At 41.5% G+C, this 16,978-nt stretch carries 8 protein-coding genes; 1 reads left to right on the forward strand and 7 read right to left on the reverse strand.

Annotated elements, in window-relative coordinates:
• Positions 1-85 precede the first annotated feature (85 nt).
• The 5 genes from KEM09_RS06240 to KEM09_RS06260 form a co-directional block, all read right to left on the reverse strand.
• The gene (locus KEM09_RS06240; protein ID WP_212226816.1) at positions 86-2,371 is read right to left on the reverse strand and encodes a glycoside hydrolase family 3 N-terminal domain-containing protein; all 2,286 of its coding nucleotides are present in this window, start codon (positions 2,369-2,371) and stop codon (positions 86-88) included.
• Between the two features lie 3 nt (positions 2,372-2,374).
• Positions 2,375-4,777, reverse strand: coding sequence for a glucoamylase family protein (locus KEM09_RS06245; RefSeq protein WP_212226829.1), 2,403 nt, complete (start codon positions 4,775-4,777; stop codon positions 2,375-2,377).
• An 85-nt stretch (positions 4,778-4,862) separates the two neighbouring features.
• Positions 4,863-5,768: a T9SS type A sorting domain-containing protein gene (locus KEM09_RS06250; RefSeq protein ID WP_212226830.1), complete on the reverse strand. Its 906-nt coding sequence runs from the start codon at positions 5,766-5,768 to the stop codon at positions 4,863-4,865.
• 16 nt (positions 5,769-5,784) lie between these two features.
• Positions 5,785-7,266, reverse strand: coding sequence for a RagB/SusD family nutrient uptake outer membrane protein (locus KEM09_RS06255; RefSeq protein ID WP_212226839.1), 1,482 nt, complete (start codon positions 7,264-7,266; stop codon positions 5,785-5,787).
• A gap of 10 nt (positions 7,267-7,276) precedes the next feature.
• Complete coding sequence (locus KEM09_RS06260; RefSeq protein WP_212226842.1) at positions 7,277-10,249, reverse strand: SusC/RagA family TonB-linked outer membrane protein; 2,973 nt, start codon at positions 10,247-10,249, stop codon at positions 7,277-7,279.
• Between the two features lie 329 nt (positions 10,250-10,578).
• On the opposite strand from KEM09_RS06260, the gene KEM09_RS06265 reads away from it, so the two are divergent.
• Complete coding sequence (locus tag KEM09_RS06265; protein WP_212226844.1) at positions 10,579-13,437, forward strand: helix-turn-helix and ligand-binding sensor domain-containing protein; 2,859 nt, start codon at positions 10,579-10,581, stop codon at positions 13,435-13,437.
• A gap of 86 nt (positions 13,438-13,523) precedes the next feature.
• On the opposite strand, the gene KEM09_RS06270 is transcribed toward KEM09_RS06265, so the two are convergent.
• Both KEM09_RS06270 and KEM09_RS06275 read right to left on the reverse strand, forming a co-directional pair.
• A complete protein-coding gene (locus KEM09_RS06270; RefSeq protein WP_212226846.1) occupies positions 13,524-14,231 on the reverse strand; it encodes a Crp/Fnr family transcriptional regulator in 708 nt (235 codons plus the stop codon).
• A gap of 197 nt (positions 14,232-14,428) precedes the next feature.
• Positions 14,429-16,975 carry a beta-mannosidase gene (locus KEM09_RS06275; RefSeq protein WP_212226848.1) on the reverse strand — a complete coding sequence of 849 codons (2,547 nt, stop codon included), beginning with the start codon at positions 16,973-16,975 and terminating at the stop codon, positions 14,429-14,431.
• Between the last annotated feature and the right edge of the window lie 3 nt (positions 16,976-16,978).

A 16,978-nucleotide genomic window follows, 5' to 3' on the forward strand; every position in this document is an offset into this window, starting at 1 on the left:
GAATAATACAGAGAGTGCTGAACAATTATTAGCTAAGTGATAAAGCACTCTCTGTGTTCAAAATTAATATGCAGCACTATTATAACTATCTTATAGTATATGGCTCAACATCAGCGTCTGAACTTAATTCAAATTTGATACCTTGCTCAACATCACTGTTTGTGCCAATAAACAAAAGAAACTCTCCTTTTTCAGCACCATAGCTCATGTCCTTACGCCAGAAAGCCAGATCTTCAACCCGAACTTCAAAGTTTACATCAATGGCTGTATTAGCAGGAATCATTACTTTCTGAAAACCTTTGAGTTCTTTAACTGGTCGTGTAACACTGCCCACCAAGTCACGGATGTAGAGCTGAACAACTTCTTCTCCGTCCACATTACTCGTATTGTTCACCTTCACCGACGCTGTTATTTTCCCATCGGGCGTTAAGGTATTAGTATCCAATGTAACAGCCGAATACTCAAAAGATGAATAGCTTAATCCGTACCCGAAACAGTACAATGGATCGTTTGAGCAATCCTGGTAACGGGTAGTGAAATGATCCTCAGGATTATAAGGACGACCCGTGTTTTTCATATTGTAATGGACAGGCACCTGACCTAAATGCTGCGGAAAGGTAGCGGTTAGCTTGCCTGAAGGATTGTAATCACCGAAAACAACATCGGCAATTGCAGGTCCCGCCATACTACCCAGATGCCAGCACTCCACGATGGCAGGTAAATGCTCATTCTCCCAGGTAATGGTAAGCGGACGCCCGTTGTGCAATAACAGTACGATTGGTTTGCCGGTTTTATGTACTTCCCTGATAAGTTCTTTCTGAATCAGCGGAATATCAATATGCACACGGCTGGCTGCTTCACCTCCCATATTTTCACGTTCGCCCATACACATAACAACTACCTCGGCCTTTTTAGCGGCAGCAAGGGCTTCAGCAAAACCAGAACGGTCATCCCCTTCCCAGTCACACCCCTTAGCGGTATAGATCTTAGTTTTACTCCCCAGCTTCTCCTTAAAAGCAGTCAGAATAGTGGTCACTGTTTCCGGCTGACCGGTTGTGTGCCACGCGCCCAATTGTTGCTTCTGCTCATCAGTCATTGGACCAATTAAGGCGATAGAGTTAAGCTGCTCTTTGTTTAAAGGCATTAAGTGGTCTTCGTTCTTCAACAACACAATACTCTTTCTGGCCATTTCATGAGCCAGAGCAAAGTGTTCGGGGCTTTTAATTTTACTCTGCTTGTCTTCATCCGGACGGCAATAACGATAAGGATCTTCGAACAAGCCCAGGCGATACTTCATTTCGAGGACACGACGACATGCTTCGTTAACAGTCGCTTCTTTTACTTTGCCTTCTTCCACCGATTGTTTCAAATGGTTCATGAAAATACCACTTTGCATGTCCATATCTACCCCTGCATTCATTGAAGCCTCACCAGCTTCTTTCTCATTGGCCACACTGCCATGGTTAACCATCTCTTTAATGGAGGTATAATCGGTCACCACAAAGCCATCAAAGCCCCACTGTTCTTTTAAAATATCATTGAGCAGGTGCTCGTGCGCTGAACAAGGCGTTCCATCCAACTCATTGAAAGCTGTCATATAAGTTGCCACACCCGCATCGCAAGCAGCTTTAAAAGGTGGCAGATACACATCGCGCAATACCCGCTCCGAGATATCTACGGTATGGTAATCTCTACCTGCCTGTGCGGCACCATACGCTGCAAAGTGCTTGGCACAAGCCAGTACTGTTGCTTCGTCAGATAAGTCCGTTCCCTGGAAGCCTCTTACCTGTGCTGCCGCAATTAGACTTCCGAGATAGGCATCCTCTCCTGCTCCCTCAGCAATACGTCCCCAGCGTGGATCACGCGCAATATCGACCATTGGCGCAAAGGTCCAGTTAAGACCATCAGCAGCAGCTTCAACAGCTGCTACCCTGCAACTTTTTTCTATCTGATCTAAATCCCATGAGGCTGACATGGCAAATGGTGTAGGAAAGGTGGTTCGATAGCCATGAATCACATCATAACCAAATAGTAGGGGGATTCCCAGTCTTGACTTCTCAACAACCTCCTTTTGCATCCGGTAAATAAAATCAGCAGTTAGTGCATTAAACACAGCTCCCACCTTGCCTTTAATGGCATCGTCAACAAAATCATTTTCAGAAACGGGGCCGGTAATATCCCACCAACTGGCGAATAATACTGTTTGTCCGATTTTCTCTTCCAGTGTCATCTCTGTCATCAGTGAGTCGATAAACCTATCCATTTCAGGTTGATCATTCCATTGATTATGCACTACTGCTTTATCTGTAACCGCTTTACTACATCCACAAACAAGGAGGAACAACACCCCCAAAAGACCTAACTTATTCATTTTCTATTTACTGTTAAAAAATTTACCTGTATACTTCAAATTCCCACTCACAATTGCAAATAAGTATACACCATACTCCAAAGAGCCTATATTAATTGATACCGAACTTTTATCAACACTGGTTACCTGTACTTGTAATACCTGCTTACCATCCATGTTAAATATACTTACAGTTGCAGGCTCTTTCAGCTTTTCAGGTAAGCGAAAGGTTATTTTTCCTGACTGCTCGTTTTGTATAATCTTCACGTCAGTAGTCTCAATGATTCCATCATCTACCGGGGTACCCGAAACCTCAAATCCAAGTTTCGTTAAGCCATTTTTGACATCGGCATCCTGCATTACCGCATTCCATATTAAGCCCGTACGGTAATTCTCCAGCATAATAAGAATGGGCCCTTGATCGATGGCCAGATAAGAACCTGCCACCCAGTTCAGATCATCGTTAAAGGCATCATAAAAACCCATAGGCCCAAATAGTTCGGCACCACGTTCCCTATAAAAATACTTAAGTGCTTTCATTGACTCAACAGGCGTGTAGGGGAAACTACCTAAAGCTGCCGTTGGGGCTATGGTACCGTTATCATTATCCATTGGGCGACGTTCTGAATAACCATCTGCCTGGTCACTGGCTGTAATTCCCCAACATTTATCACTGTAATTGGTATGCGATAAAGGATTTTGCACCGAGTAGGTGTGTTGAATTTTGGCCACATTAACACACTCTGTCCAGTAATCGGCGTACTGGTCTTTCATTTTGTGCGGATCAAGCCCAAGATGTGTATAGTGCATCCAGAACATAGGGCCACCGTAATCAGGTGCAATATTCAGGTTGTAACCATAAAACTGGCGCGGATTCTTAATGGCACCACTCCTTGCAAATCCCTGGTGATAAACCTCTGCTGGCACACCGTAGGTAGGTGAAGATGCAGCCATAATATATGTCACCAGGGTTTCATTAAAACCTCCGATGGCAAAATTCATGTCCCAGCCATAGTTTGGCGACCAATGCCAGTAAAGCACATTTTGGTTATCACGGCGATACCAGCTCCAATCGATCTTTCGCCAGATCTTATCTGCCAATAACCTGATTTGCTGCGATTCAGCATCATTACCTGTAAAATAATTTTTCAGCGCGATTAATCCAGCAGCCGCAAATGAGGTTTCAACAATATCACCTCCATCATCTTTAGGCGAAAACGGAATTGTTTGCCCGGTAGCACCATTATACCAATGCGAGAATGCACCATGATAAACCGGACAAATATCAAGAAAATTGAGAATTTGTAAAATAGCTTGCTTTATTTCACTCTGAGGGGCATAGTTCCGCTCATACCCGATAATCATAGCCATGAGACCCATTCCGGTTCCTCCCGATGTGATGCGGTTAGGATTATCATCGTTGCTGCGTTCGCGAGTCAATTTATAGGTAGGATGCGCAAAATCCCAGAAATACCGCCAGGTGTAGCGTTGAACCATATCCAACAGTTCATCATCCGTAAAGTCACGCGTTGTCGCCTCGGCTCCCACAGCATCGGACACATTTATTCCTGAAGTTGAAAACACCCGGTACTTAACGGACAGATTTGTTCCTTTGCTACGAACAAAATCTAAATAAAAAGCCTCACTAGTGGTTCCTCTGTATTCGTAACTGGTGCCACCATCAAAGGATGCCTCAATACGATATGACAAACCGGCTGATGGTTTAGTCCAATTTAGCTCAACATGACTATCATATCCAACAGCACTTAAGTTTTGTACTGGTTCCACATTAGCCATCTGAATGCTTGCTGCTATGTCATCAATAAACAAAGTACGTGATACACTGGTCGTTTCTGTCTGTTTAAATACCACCGCCTTTGTTTGAGAAAAATCCAAATGACTATTTGACGCATCATTAAAGATGGTTTCCAGCGGGATGCTTATTAAAGTCCACTGACTGGGCGGAACCGTCTCGTTATAATCACCTAAAGAGTAGGTCATTGAATTATCTTCAGCACCATTATCCGAACGCAAAGCCTTAAGTCCAATTGCGGGTAATGCAGACTGTGGAAGGCCATCTGACGAATAAATATAAAAACTGAGGTGAGAATAGTCTGACAGATCGGAAAGACTCCAATCGTTTTTATAAATGCTAACTATCCAGGCACCTCCTTCGTTAGATGTATAATTAAACTTGAGTGCTGTATTGCCGTCGTACGCTGATGTTGTGCAAGGCACTTTATCATTGTATGCAGGACAACAGGGTGGTGCTGTGTGTTCAAATGTGCTGTTGCCCAAACTGTTTACATCCACAATCCCCTGATCGTAAAAAGTATTATCCGTTCCTTCCCTGAAAAAGAAGATATCCTGCGAAAAGGCATTCGCAAAAACAAACAGTATTGCTATAACTACTATAATTTGTTTCATAAAATCTTGTTTATGCCACCAGCCGGCATTGCACTGGCTGGTGGTTTGATTTAAGAAGCTTTAGTTTCACTGCTAAGTACAGCCATTATCGTTTAATCACCTTCTTTACAATCGATTCGGTACCATTACTTAATCGGATGAAATACAAGCCATCAGCAAATGATGACATATCGATTGGCAGCCTTTGTTGGCCTGAAATCTGGTTACGGTAAACTTCGGAGCCTGTAGCACTACTAACGGTTATCAGTATATCAGTATCAAGCAATTCTGAAGGAATCACTATCTCGGCCACAGACTGCACCGGATTGGGCATCACAAGCACTCCTGAACCATAGGCATCCAAAATACCATTTGCAACTTCTGTCGTGGTTTGGATATCGTCAATGTAAAGAGTGCGCTCAACAGCATCATTATCATTTTGACTAAATACCACAGCTTTTACCTTGGTAAAATTATAGGTAGCTGCCGGCACACCCTCGGTAATTACACTTAGTGGCAATCCTACCCTCACCCATGTATTAGCCGGCACATCAACATTATACGCTGCAATGTTAAAAAACTCTGTATCCTCCTCCGCATCATTATCGGTACGACGAACCCTTAGTCCGATTTTTGGCAACAAATCTTTGGATAGTGCAGTTGTTGAGTACAAATAGAATGACAAATAATTATTGGCTGTCACATCAATATCTGCCCAGTCATTTCTGAAAACGGTAGCTTTCCAGCGACCATTCGCTGTAGCTGAAGGAATATAGTGAAACCTTAAAGATGTAGCTCCATTATTAGCAATTGTTGAACATGGCAACTTATCATCATACTCCGGACAGCAGGGTGGTGCCACATGGTCAAACACCACATCTCCCAGATTAGCAACATCCACAATACCCTGATCGTAGAAGGTATTATCTGTTCCTTCGGTAAAAAACACTTGTTCCTGACCGTACGTAATCGCAGAAACCATACTTATAATAATTATAAAGATTCTTTTCATTGGTTTAGATTTTTAGTTAATAACCTGGATTTTGTGTTAACACACCTTTGCTGAGGTCAATTTGTATGGCAGGAACCGGCATTAATTTTTTGTAGTCGGACCAATTGGTTTTACCATCATTTTGATACGCATTAGCTGCATAACCGGGCTCCACATCATCCATACGCATTAAATCAAATGTGCGATGGCTCTCCATGGCCAGTTCCACACGTCGCTCATGCCAGATAGCATGCCGCAGTGTCTGCTTTTCCGAAGAGGTCACCTCGGGCAGTATCGCTGCATTTCCATTTCTGGCTCGCAGGCGCACCTGCTCCAGGTAGTTTTGTGCCAGACCTGTTTCACCCGTCTCATTGGCTGCTTCAGCAGCTATTAACAACACATCGGCATAACGCAGAATAACCACATTTTTACTACCATTCCAGTCGTTTTCTTCATAAGGCTGATATGATTTGTAGTTGTAGTAAGGATTTTTTGCTTCGTTACCAACCAATACACCATCGTATAAAGTTTGTCCGCGGGTAATAACTGTGGCTGCTTTACGCGGATCACCCTCTTCATATGCATTCAACAAGGACTCTGACGGTACGTTAAAACCCCATCCCCAGCTACGGCCTGAACCTGCATCGCGAGGTAGTTGCGTGATAGTATGTCCATCGTTACCATTGAAAACATTGGAACACTGCACCTCAAATAGGGATTCTGCTCCGTTCTCACCTAATGATCTGAAATTAGTAGCATAATCTGCCAATAAAGAGTACTCTTTTGAATCAATCACTTCCTGAGCATACTTTAATGCATTTTCGTTATCCTGAATAAACAAACAGGCTTTTGCCAGCATGCCTCTCGCCGCTCCTTTGGTAATGCGGCCCATCTGTGCCAAAGGATATTCCGATTTCTCAGGCAGGTATTCAACAGCTTTTGTCAAGTCTGGGATGATAATATCCGCGTAGATTTCAGCCTTGGGGCTACGCACCAAATTAAACTCATCAGGTGTTAACAAACGATCGACCTTAGGCACATCTCCAAATGCTCTTACCAGGTTAAAAAAGAAATAGGCTCTAAAGAAATGTGCCTGCCCTAATAGCTCCTTTTTCACATCTTCATCTAAAGCACTCATCTTCGGTACATTTTCCAGCACCTGATTAGCCCGGTTCACCCCCTGAAAATTGCTGTTCCACCATGCATTGACATGAATGTTACTTGGTAAAACATTTAATTCGTCAAACTCGGGCATTGGCACACCATCACCCGGAATACTTCCTTTATCAGCATCATCAGAATAGATATTTTTAATCCCAAAGCTACCGAAGCTGATATGATCCCAGCTGTTAATAGTGTTATACATGGCATTCACCGCCATGGTAGCTGATGACTCACTGGCCCAGAAAGTTGGTGGTGTAACAGAAGCCGGCGGAACTGTTTCGAGCCACTCCTCATTACAGGCACTCATTCCCGCTACAACAATTAATATCGCTAATATATGACCTATATTTTTCATGACTGTACGCTTAAAATTCTAGATTAATACCAAGTGAATAAATGGCAGGTACCGGGTACGCTCCCCTGTCTATTCCTGCTTCAGTAGGGTGACCACCTATAATAGGATCAAAACCTGAGTATTTGGTGAAAGTATACAAGTTACTGCCCGTAGCATAAACTCTAACTTTGTTTAAGTGTACCTTTTGAGTCAGGTGTTTTGGCAAGGTATAACCCAATGAAACATCACTGATGCGCATATAAGAACCATCTTCCACAAATCGATCAGACACTTCATAGTTTTCGCCTGAGTTGGTGACCCTTGGCTCAGAGTTACTGGTGCCTTCACCATACCAGCGATTCCAGTACGACGATTCGAAATTGTTATTGGCAAATCGAACGGCTTTCTTACGGTTGTAAATTTCACGTCCGAACTGTCCTGATAACGATGCTGAAAAATCAAAACCTTTAAAGCTGGCAGACAAATTAATACCCAGGATAAAATCAGGGTGTGGCGAACCTATGATTCGCTTATCTTCATCATTAATAAAACCATCATTATTAATATCTTTATAACGGATATCGCCAGGTTGTGAGTTACCATTTAACACTGGTCCGTCTGCTACTTCCTGCTCATTCTGATAGATACCATCCACTACATAACCATAGAAATGGCCAACAGACTCACCCACAATCGTACGTGTGGCCATGCGTCCGTTACCTAAATCACCTTTCCATAGCACATCGTCATCGTTCGATAGCCTAATTACCTTATTATCAACAACCGAAGAAACAATACTCCAGTTATAATTGAAATCACCCACCTTATCTCTGTAGGAAATACTCAGGTCATAGCCGCTGTTTTCAACAGAACCAACATTTACCATACCCACACCTGTATAACCTGTATGCGACAGAATGGAACCGGCCAATAGCATATCCTCCGTCGTTCGCTTAAAGTAGTCCACTTCCATCATCATTCGGTTATTGGCAAAACCAGCCTCATATCCAAAGTTGATCTGCTTATGTTTCTCCCATCGCAATGCCGTATTGGTAAGCTCAGTTACGGTGCCCCCTTCCTGCTTTTGCTGACCAGTGCCAAACACCACATCCAAACCGGTATTAACTCCGGGATAGGCGGCATAATCACCAATGCGATCGTTACCGGTTACACCCCAGCTGGCTCTAAACTTCAAATAGGGCAACCATTTCTTCAAAGGCTCAAAGAAACTTTCATCGGAGATACGATAGCCCACTGCCATTGAAGGAAAGTTTCCAAACTTATTATTAGCACCAAAGCGAGATGAACCATCACGGCGCATAGTAGCCGTCAGGTAGTACTTGTTATCAAACGAATAATTAAAACGGAACAGGTATGATAGCATACGGTTTTCGTTCCCGCTGTTGCCGTTCCATATGTCAGTCAGTTCATTAACTACACCGGCATCGAGGTACCAGAAATCCTGAGATTCACCTCTCAAATTTCTACGACCTCCGCTAAGCCACTCACCTGTTCCTATATAGGAACTCATTCCTGCCATCGCATCAAATTTATGCTTATCAATTTCCTTGTTATAGAAAAATAAGTTTTCGAACGAATAGTTGAGATAACGGCTGTTGCTCACACTAACTGAACTATTATCACTTTTTTGCCAGGCACTCACAAAATACTCTGGTGTAAAGGACTTACCATAGATGTGTGACAACTCAATGCCAAATGAAGACTTAAATTTCAGATTGAAAGGTAACTTAACCTCAGCAAATGCATTTCCGATGGTCTTGTATGTTTGGTTTTTACCTTGTCCTTCATACTCGTATTTAGCGGCAATATTGGCAAAATTACCGTTGTCGCTTTGTCCGTAAGTCCCATCTTCATTGTAAACAGGCATTAAAGGGTCGGTGGTATAGGCTCCTTCAATTAAACCACCGGGTGCTCCCTTCGTATTGAAGTATGCAAACTGCAGGTTAGTGCCCAGGTTCAACCAGCTTTTTACTTTGTAATTGTTATTCAACAGCACAGTTAAGCGCTGGTATTCATCACCTTTCACAACACCCTCCTGCTCAAATCCGGTTACACTCAAATTATAGTTGCGCGTATCATTACCACCTGATAATGCCACGTTTAAGCTCTGTACTGGAGCTGTTTGGAAGATTTCATCAAACCAGTTGGTTCCAGTCAGGCTTTGTGGATTAGGATATTGAACTGAACCATTTAGCTCATTCATCAACTGTGCATACTGCGCAGGAGATACCATATCGGGATAATGCGTTACCTTTTGCACACCGCGATTATAGTTGATTGAGATGTTGCCATCTTCGCTCTGCCCCTTTTTGGTGGTCACCATTATAACGCCGTTACCACCACGAGCACCATAAAGAGCTGCTGCCGAAGCATCTTTTAATACCGATATAGACTCTATATCGGATGGATTGAGGTGATCGATTCCATAAAGTATCATCCCATCAACTACATAAATGGGCGAATTTTCGTTGACAGAACCAAAACCCCGAATAAAAACTGTTGGTGCAGCTCCGGGTTGACCACTAGGCGTTACTATAACACCTGATATTTTACCTTCTAACGCATTTTCGGCCCGGGGGCTTTGTATTTTGGCAATATCAGTTGATTTAATATTAGCAACAGCGCCCGTTAGATCAGATTTCTTCTGCGTTCCATAGGCTACTACTACAACATCGTCGAGGTTATGCACGGATGCCTGCAGGTAAATTTTATTATCTGACATGATTGCACCTGCTTTCAACTCCTGAGTCTCATAGCCAATAAATGATACCTGAATAAGAGCATCCTCAGCAGCACTTAATTGAAACCGACCATCTATATCGGTTATTGTTCCCTGATGTGTTCCCTTTATTAATACATTAACTCCAGTTATAGGAGAACCATCTTGTTTATCAACAACAATACCTTCGATTAAACGCTCCTGCGCCCCTACCGACAAGGATATTAGTATTGCCACTGCAATTATTACAATTCTTCTCATCATTAAACCTGAATTGGTTAGTAAATAGATAATACCTGTTTGTTATAGTTTTATTAGAGCTCTTAATAAATGTATCTGAACAGGCAGATTCTCATACAAATATTCATCTCCTTAAATAAGAAAAGAAAGAATTTTCCCCAACAATCCCCAATCATTATAAAACTCCTGAATACACCACCTATTAAACACTATACAACAGGTATTTACATAGCACAAAAGTCAATTTAGTGATGTTAATTATTGTTTAATGTTGTGGTTATGTTGTGGTGCATTTTAAGTGTTTTTTACAAATTTATGCCTTTTTTTGTACCATTATTTAAGCCATTCAATACATGAAAACATATAATAGCCGACAGTTCGTTTTACGCTTTCTGATACTCATTGCAATACTTTTGGGGAGCATGCATTCTAAATGCGAAGATTTTGTTCTAAGACGAAAAGCCATAGTTTATAACTTCAGTAAGAACGAATACAAGGCGGCTAATCAGAACTGGGCCATCACTCAGAATGCTCAGGGCGAACTGTTCTTTGGTAATACATTCGGACTGTTACACTACGATGGTTATAACTGGCGAATGCATAAGCTAAAAGACCAGATGGCCATACGCTCAGTATTTGCTGATAATGATGGTAAAATATATATAGGTGGTCACGAAGAGTTTGGTTACTGGCAATACAATAATATAGGTGAGCTGTTGTACCATTCTGTCAGTTCAACTCTGCCATCGTCCCACTACTTTAAGAATGAAGACATTTGGTCGATTACTAAAATCGATGGAAAAATCTATTTCAGATCATTTGCCCGCATCTATGTATTGAATAACGACAAAATTACGGTTATCGATCCCAACAATTCGATTTTCACTTTTCATGAGATAAAGGGTGTACCATATATCTTCCTTATGAATAAAGGTTTTCACAGGATTACCAATGACTTTCTGCTGGAAAAGGACTTTGCTTTAGCAGAATTTGACAATTTTAATGTCACTTCAACCATTGAAATAGGTGACTCCTTAATTATTGCAACCGACAAGAAAGGTCTTTATTTGAAAGTACGACAGACTATCAGTAAATGGAATTGCGAAGCAAACCAGCTATTGAAAGACTTACAGATCAACCAGGTTCTCTATCATAGCCGGCAAATTGTTGTTGGTACAATCAGTGATGGTGTATATATTTTTTCGGAGCAAGGAAAACTAATCAGTCATTATAATAAGTCGAACGGCCTGCAGAATAATACTGTTTTGAAGATGCTGTTTGACAGCAACCATAAGCTATGGATAGCATTGGATAAAGGAATAGACCTGATAGACCTTGAACAAGCAGTTGATCTTTATGAAGATGAAACAGGTACACTGGGCTCGGTCTACAGCTCGGCTGTTTTCAATAAGCGTCTGTACCTGGGCACCAACCATGGCATCTTCTCTACGCCATGGCCCCCCAATACCAAAAACAAGCTGCCCATTCATTACCATACCAATACAAAAGGCCAGTGCTGGAATATCTACAACTCAGGCAATCAGTTACTTTTCGGGCATAACGATGGTACCTTCTCTACCGGTCAACCAGAACTTGAGAAAGTTTCCCCAATCTCTGGCGGAGCGGGCATGACTATCAACCCATCTAATGGTCTGCTATACCAATGTACCTATATTGGCATTGCTATATACCAAAAGAACCCAAAAGGACTGTGGGTCTTTCATAAAATGCTGCAGAATACCAGCAGTCCACTTAAATTTCTTGAGTTCGACTATGAGGGCAATTTGTGGGCCAGTCACCTATACAAACACCTGTTCAGGTATAAGCTTAATACCACCGGAGATACCATTATCAACACCGATGTATTTGGCAAACAACAAGGCTTCTTCTCAAATTATGATATCAATGTATTTAAGATAGACAAGCGCATTGTTTTCACCAACAATGGCCAGCTCTTTACCTACGATGACATTTCAAAAAAGATAATTCCATACAGAAGTTACGAGAAACAGCTTGAAGACTATGCCAGGGCCCGACTGATTTATGAATTACCCAATCAAGAATATTGGTTTGCAAAGAATAGCGGTTTTAGAGGATTCAGGCAGGATAACGATTCTTTAATTTCGATTGGTAACATCCAATATTCGAACTTAAAACAAAGCGCGGTTGACCTGTTTGAGAATATATCGAAGCTGGAATCAAATCAATATCTGCTGGGACTGGAAGATGGTTTTTGTATTTGTAATATTGCAGCAAGTAAGGGAAATGAAAAGCAATTAATGCATCTTAAAATAAGAAGCGCTCAGGCTTTTGGTCCGAAAGGTGATGTTCAGGCACTCCATATTAATAATCAACACAAGGTATCAGTACCACACAACCATAATAATCTCAAAATAGAACTCTCAGCTCCGGGTATTTATAGCAATTCAGTAAAGTTCTATTACTCAATAGATCAAAAAGGCAATTGGAAAACAGTTAATAGTAATATACTGGAACTAAACAACCTTAATTGGGGCAGCTATAACATATCTCTAAAAGCCATTGATGAACATTCCAATATGGTTGCCTTTAACAATTACTCGTTCAGGATAAACCGCCCTTTAATGCTTCATCCACTAATTATAATTGTCTATTTTATTATTGCAGGATTATTAATTGTAGCCTTTCGCAGAATAACAAACATCAGAATCAAACAGCAAAAGCTTATTTATCTGAAAAAGCTCAAACAACAGAATGAAGCACAGATAATTAAGATGAATAACCAGCTTTTACAATCGAAGGTGGCAGATAAATCGAAAGAGCTGGCCAGCTACACAATGCTGTTAAAACGTAAAAACGAAGTATTGACAGAGCTTAAATATGAGATAGAGCAATTGGAACTGAGTAAAACCAAAAGCAACCTGCTAACAAAAGCAAAGGCAATAAAAATTATTAACAGTAACTTATCTGATAAAAATGACCTGGAGGCCTTTAACCTACATTTTAACGAAGGCTATGATAATTTCATTGTGAAACTGAAGCAGAAGCATCCTGAGATAACACCCAACGACATGCGATTATGTGCCTTTTTGCGCATGAATCTCGCCACAAAAGAAATTGCTGTCTTGCTAAATCTATCTCCACGAAGTGTTGAAGTTAAACGTTACAGGCTTAGAAAAAAACTTGGGCTGGCCACCGAAGATAACCTGACAAATTATTTAATGGAGTTTTAATAGCCTGGTATTGAAAACAATTATTTAGAATAACACATCCCAATAAAGGGATCCAAAGCGTTAAAACACCTCACGAAAATGCCATTTTAAACAGAATGAAACGAGGAGTAGCTCATTCGCCTCAATTTCTGAATATTAAGTAGCCTGATCTGACGCCCATTAAGCTCAATCAGTTTATCCTCCTTAAATTCAGATAACATGCGAATTACAGACTCTGGCACCGTACCAACGGCACTGGCGATTTCCTTGCGCGAGATATTCGCTTTTAAGGTGTTATCTTCATCCAACTGGAAAATATCCGCTAAATGTAATAAGGTTGCGGCCACCCGTTCCCGAATTTGCTTTTGAGAAACATTCAAAATAAAGCGCTGTGTCTCTTCCAGTTCCATACAAGCCTTTTGTAACAACTTATAAGCGAAATTAGTATTGGTACGTACCAGTTTCAGCAGGCAGCCTTTTTTGATAAATCCTGCTTTAACGGGGCCGGCAGCTTCACTGGTTGTGCAAGCCAACTCATTGGTCATCACAGAGCGAAAACCAAGTATCTCACCAGAGCGTGCAAAACGAATCACCAGTTCCTTACCTTTTGCACCACGTTTAACCTGTTTAACGATGCCTTCGATAATAAGCATGAGATGCTGTAAGGCACAACCTTCATGATACAGTGCTGTTTTGTTATCCAACTCTTTGTGAACAATATTATCAGCCAGATATAGTTTTTCATCACCTGAAAGGCAATCAAATAAACTAAAACTATTTAGTAATGCCAATGATTCATTCGTGCTGTGTTTCATTCTCATACTTTAAGAATTCAGATACTGAAAGCCGGCATGTTATTACTTGTCGCATCTTCAGTCCTATGGTTAATTATGCCCTAAATCAATTCAAATTACAAATATGCAATAAGTAATTGAGTAAACTTTGCATCCTAGCTTATTTAACAATTAGAAGTAGCCGGTGTGGTGAAACCGGCTACTCCAATTCTACTCAATTAAAAAGTATCAACTAATGATTTATGCTTAAGCTGTATGGTACTTGCCTTATCAACCTGTCCATTAAGTATTTTAAATCGAACCGTATATTTCTCTCCGGGTAACATATCGAAATAGTTGTCGCTAAACTGTCCATCCAATTCAACAAACTCCAGCATGACATCCTTTACCAGTCTAGCTGATTCAAGTTCAATCTGTAATTCATCGGGTGATAAGATACTAATGCCGGATACAATTTCGGGAACTGATAACTTCAGGTCTTTGGGCGAGACAAAATACAAAGGATTACGAGAAGTAACATGGCTTCCGTCCATCAATGTAACATCAAGCACCAATTCAGCTGGTTCATGGTTCCTAATAATATCGCTGATTGGTTTTTCAAATACATTCACACTTGTATTGGCCAACAGTTTCACATCAACATTTTCTTCCCATATTACCTGCCCCTCAAGGTCAGAGAGTTTTAATTGCAGCCTTCTGTCCTTATCATCGGTTAAATCAGAAACCAGGTAAACTTCTACTGTATCATTCTTAATTACAGCCGAAACAAGTTCCTTTGCATAAGCATCTCTCACCTTATAATGCAAGGCTTTCCAACGGTTGTAATAATCAACTGACGACCACGAGGCCACAGGCCAGCAGTCATTTAGCTGCCAGTACAATGTTCCCATACAGAATGGCATAGCTCTGCGATGTGCTTCAATGGCCATTTTAATACCCTTAGCCTGTAACACCTGGCTTATATAAACATATGATTCAAAATCCTTTGGCCAATTATAATCTCGCTTCATGTATTTGTCTATAACCGGATAGCCCACACGGTGCTTTTGGTGCGCTTTCATCACCTCCGTATCAATTGCACGGTCTTCCGGCAAGGTAAAAGCATCAATGGTTTTCATTTCGGGTAGCGACTGAAAGCCATATTCGCTCATAAAGCGGCCGATATTCTCCTCCTCCAGAAACACTTCGAAAGGATCCTGAGCATGCCATACTGCCCACAGGTGCACATCGCCATCGCTATTCACCGGATAGCCCCAACCATACTTTGGCGAGGAAGGCCAATAGGCTTTTGAAGGATCATATGCATTGACCACCTCAGGCAATAACTGATGAAATAGCTTTTCGTAGTCGTGCCATACCGTTGCTGAATCTGCTTTTGTGAAATGACGCGACCAGCGCCAATCCTGCCAGCCAATATAATTCTCATTATTACCACACCAAAGTGCAAGAGACGGGTGGTTGCGCAAGCGCTTAACATTCTCTACTGCTTCCTGGCGTACATTCTCAAGGTAATCAGCTTCGCCAGGATACATGCTGCATGCAAACATAAAGTCCTGCCACACTAACAAACCCTTTTCATCACATAAATCGTAAAAATAATCTTCCTCATAAAAACCGCCACCCCATACTCGCAACATGTTCATGTTGGCATCAAGGGCATGCTGAATTACCCGGCGGTAATCCGCCGAGTCCACTTTGCTTTGAAAGCTCTCCTGAGGTATGTAGTTGGCTCCCTTTGCAAAAACCGGTACACCATTTAGCTCAAAGTGAAAGGAAGAGCCCTTTTCGTCAGGATTTTGAACCAGCTTTAATTGGCGCACGCCAATCCTGCTCAATTCGCTATCCATTAATACACCCTCTCCTACCAGGCTGGTTTTAATGGAGTAAAGATGTGGTTCGCCAAGGCCATTTGACCACCAAAGCTTTGGTTGTTCGATATCAAACTCGCAAATAATCCTGTTCAAGCCTTCTTTGAGCGATGCTGCCTGTCTTATGTATACATTGGCTTCGTCACAGCTAATAATCAGCTCAACATCCGCTTCAATCAACGACTCAATTTCTACTTCGGCCTGCAAACTGGCCAAATCAGCACTTACATCATTCTGAACAATAAACTGATCGGTTATCTGAGCACCACTCCAAGCCTTTATATAAACTGGTCGCCAGATACCCGCAGTAATATAAACAGGGCCCCAATCCCAGCCAAAATGGAATGCCGGTTTCCTTGAATACACATAGTCATCAAACAACGGAATGGTATCAGCTTGTCGTAGCATGGCATTAGCATCCACAGAATTACGGAAGTATACTTCAAGCAGGTTATCTGTTAGCTTCACATACTGCTTAATGTCAGCTGTCCACGCACGGAAGTAGTTATTAGCAGCAATTATTGGCTGGCCATTCAGATAAACATCTGCATGTGTATCCAGGCCATCAAAACACAAAACTACGGATTGGTTGTTCAGTAATTCCTTATCAACATCAAAGCTTGTTTTATAAACCCAGTCGCGCTCACCAATCCATTGCAGCTCTTTCTCGTCATTGCGATAATAGGGCTCCGGAATCAGACCATTATCAAATAAATCCATATGAACAGAGCCGGGTACTTTAGCAGGTAAAAATTGTGCACTGTCTTTCTCTGCAAAAACCCAGTTACTTTCATTCAACGAGACAATTTCGGGTGTTTTATCCTTTAACGGCTTCTGACATTGATTAAAGATAAACAGGCTGAATAAAGCAATTACAACGTAAACTGAAACTTTCATTTT

The organism is Carboxylicivirga mesophila (genome assembly GCF_018271975.1).
Lineage (GTDB): Bacteria > Bacteroidota > Bacteroidia > Bacteroidales > Marinilabiliaceae > Carboxylicivirga > Carboxylicivirga mesophila.

Excerpts from the sequence above, each read along its gene's own strand:
- KEM09_RS06265 (WP_212226844.1), top strand. The coding sequence starts at position 10,579 with ATGAAAACATATAATAGCCGACAGTTCGTTTTACGCTTTCTGATACTC.
- KEM09_RS06240 (WP_212226816.1), bottom strand. The coding sequence starts at position 2,371 with ATGAATAAGTTAGGTCTTTTGGGGGTGTTGTTCCTCCTTGTTTGTGGA.
- KEM09_RS06255 (WP_212226839.1), bottom strand. The coding sequence starts at position 7,266 with ATGAAAAATATAGGTCATATATTAGCGATATTAATTGTTGTAGCGGGA.
- KEM09_RS06245 (WP_212226829.1), bottom strand. The coding sequence starts at position 4,777 with ATGAAACAAATTATAGTAGTTATAGCAATACTGTTTGTTTTTGCGAAT.
- KEM09_RS06275 (WP_212226848.1), bottom strand. The coding sequence starts at position 16,975 with ATGAAAGTTTCAGTTTACGTTGTAATTGCTTTATTCAGCCTGTTTATC.
- KEM09_RS06250 (WP_212226830.1), bottom strand. The coding sequence starts at position 5,768 with ATGAAAAGAATCTTTATAATTATTATAAGTATGGTTTCTGCGATTACG.
- KEM09_RS06260 (WP_212226842.1), bottom strand. The coding sequence starts at position 10,249 with ATGATGAGAAGAATTGTAATAATTGCAGTGGCAATACTAATATCCTTG.
- KEM09_RS06270 (WP_212226846.1), bottom strand. The coding sequence starts at position 14,231 with ATGAAACACAGCACGAATGAATCATTGGCATTACTAAATAGTTTTAGT.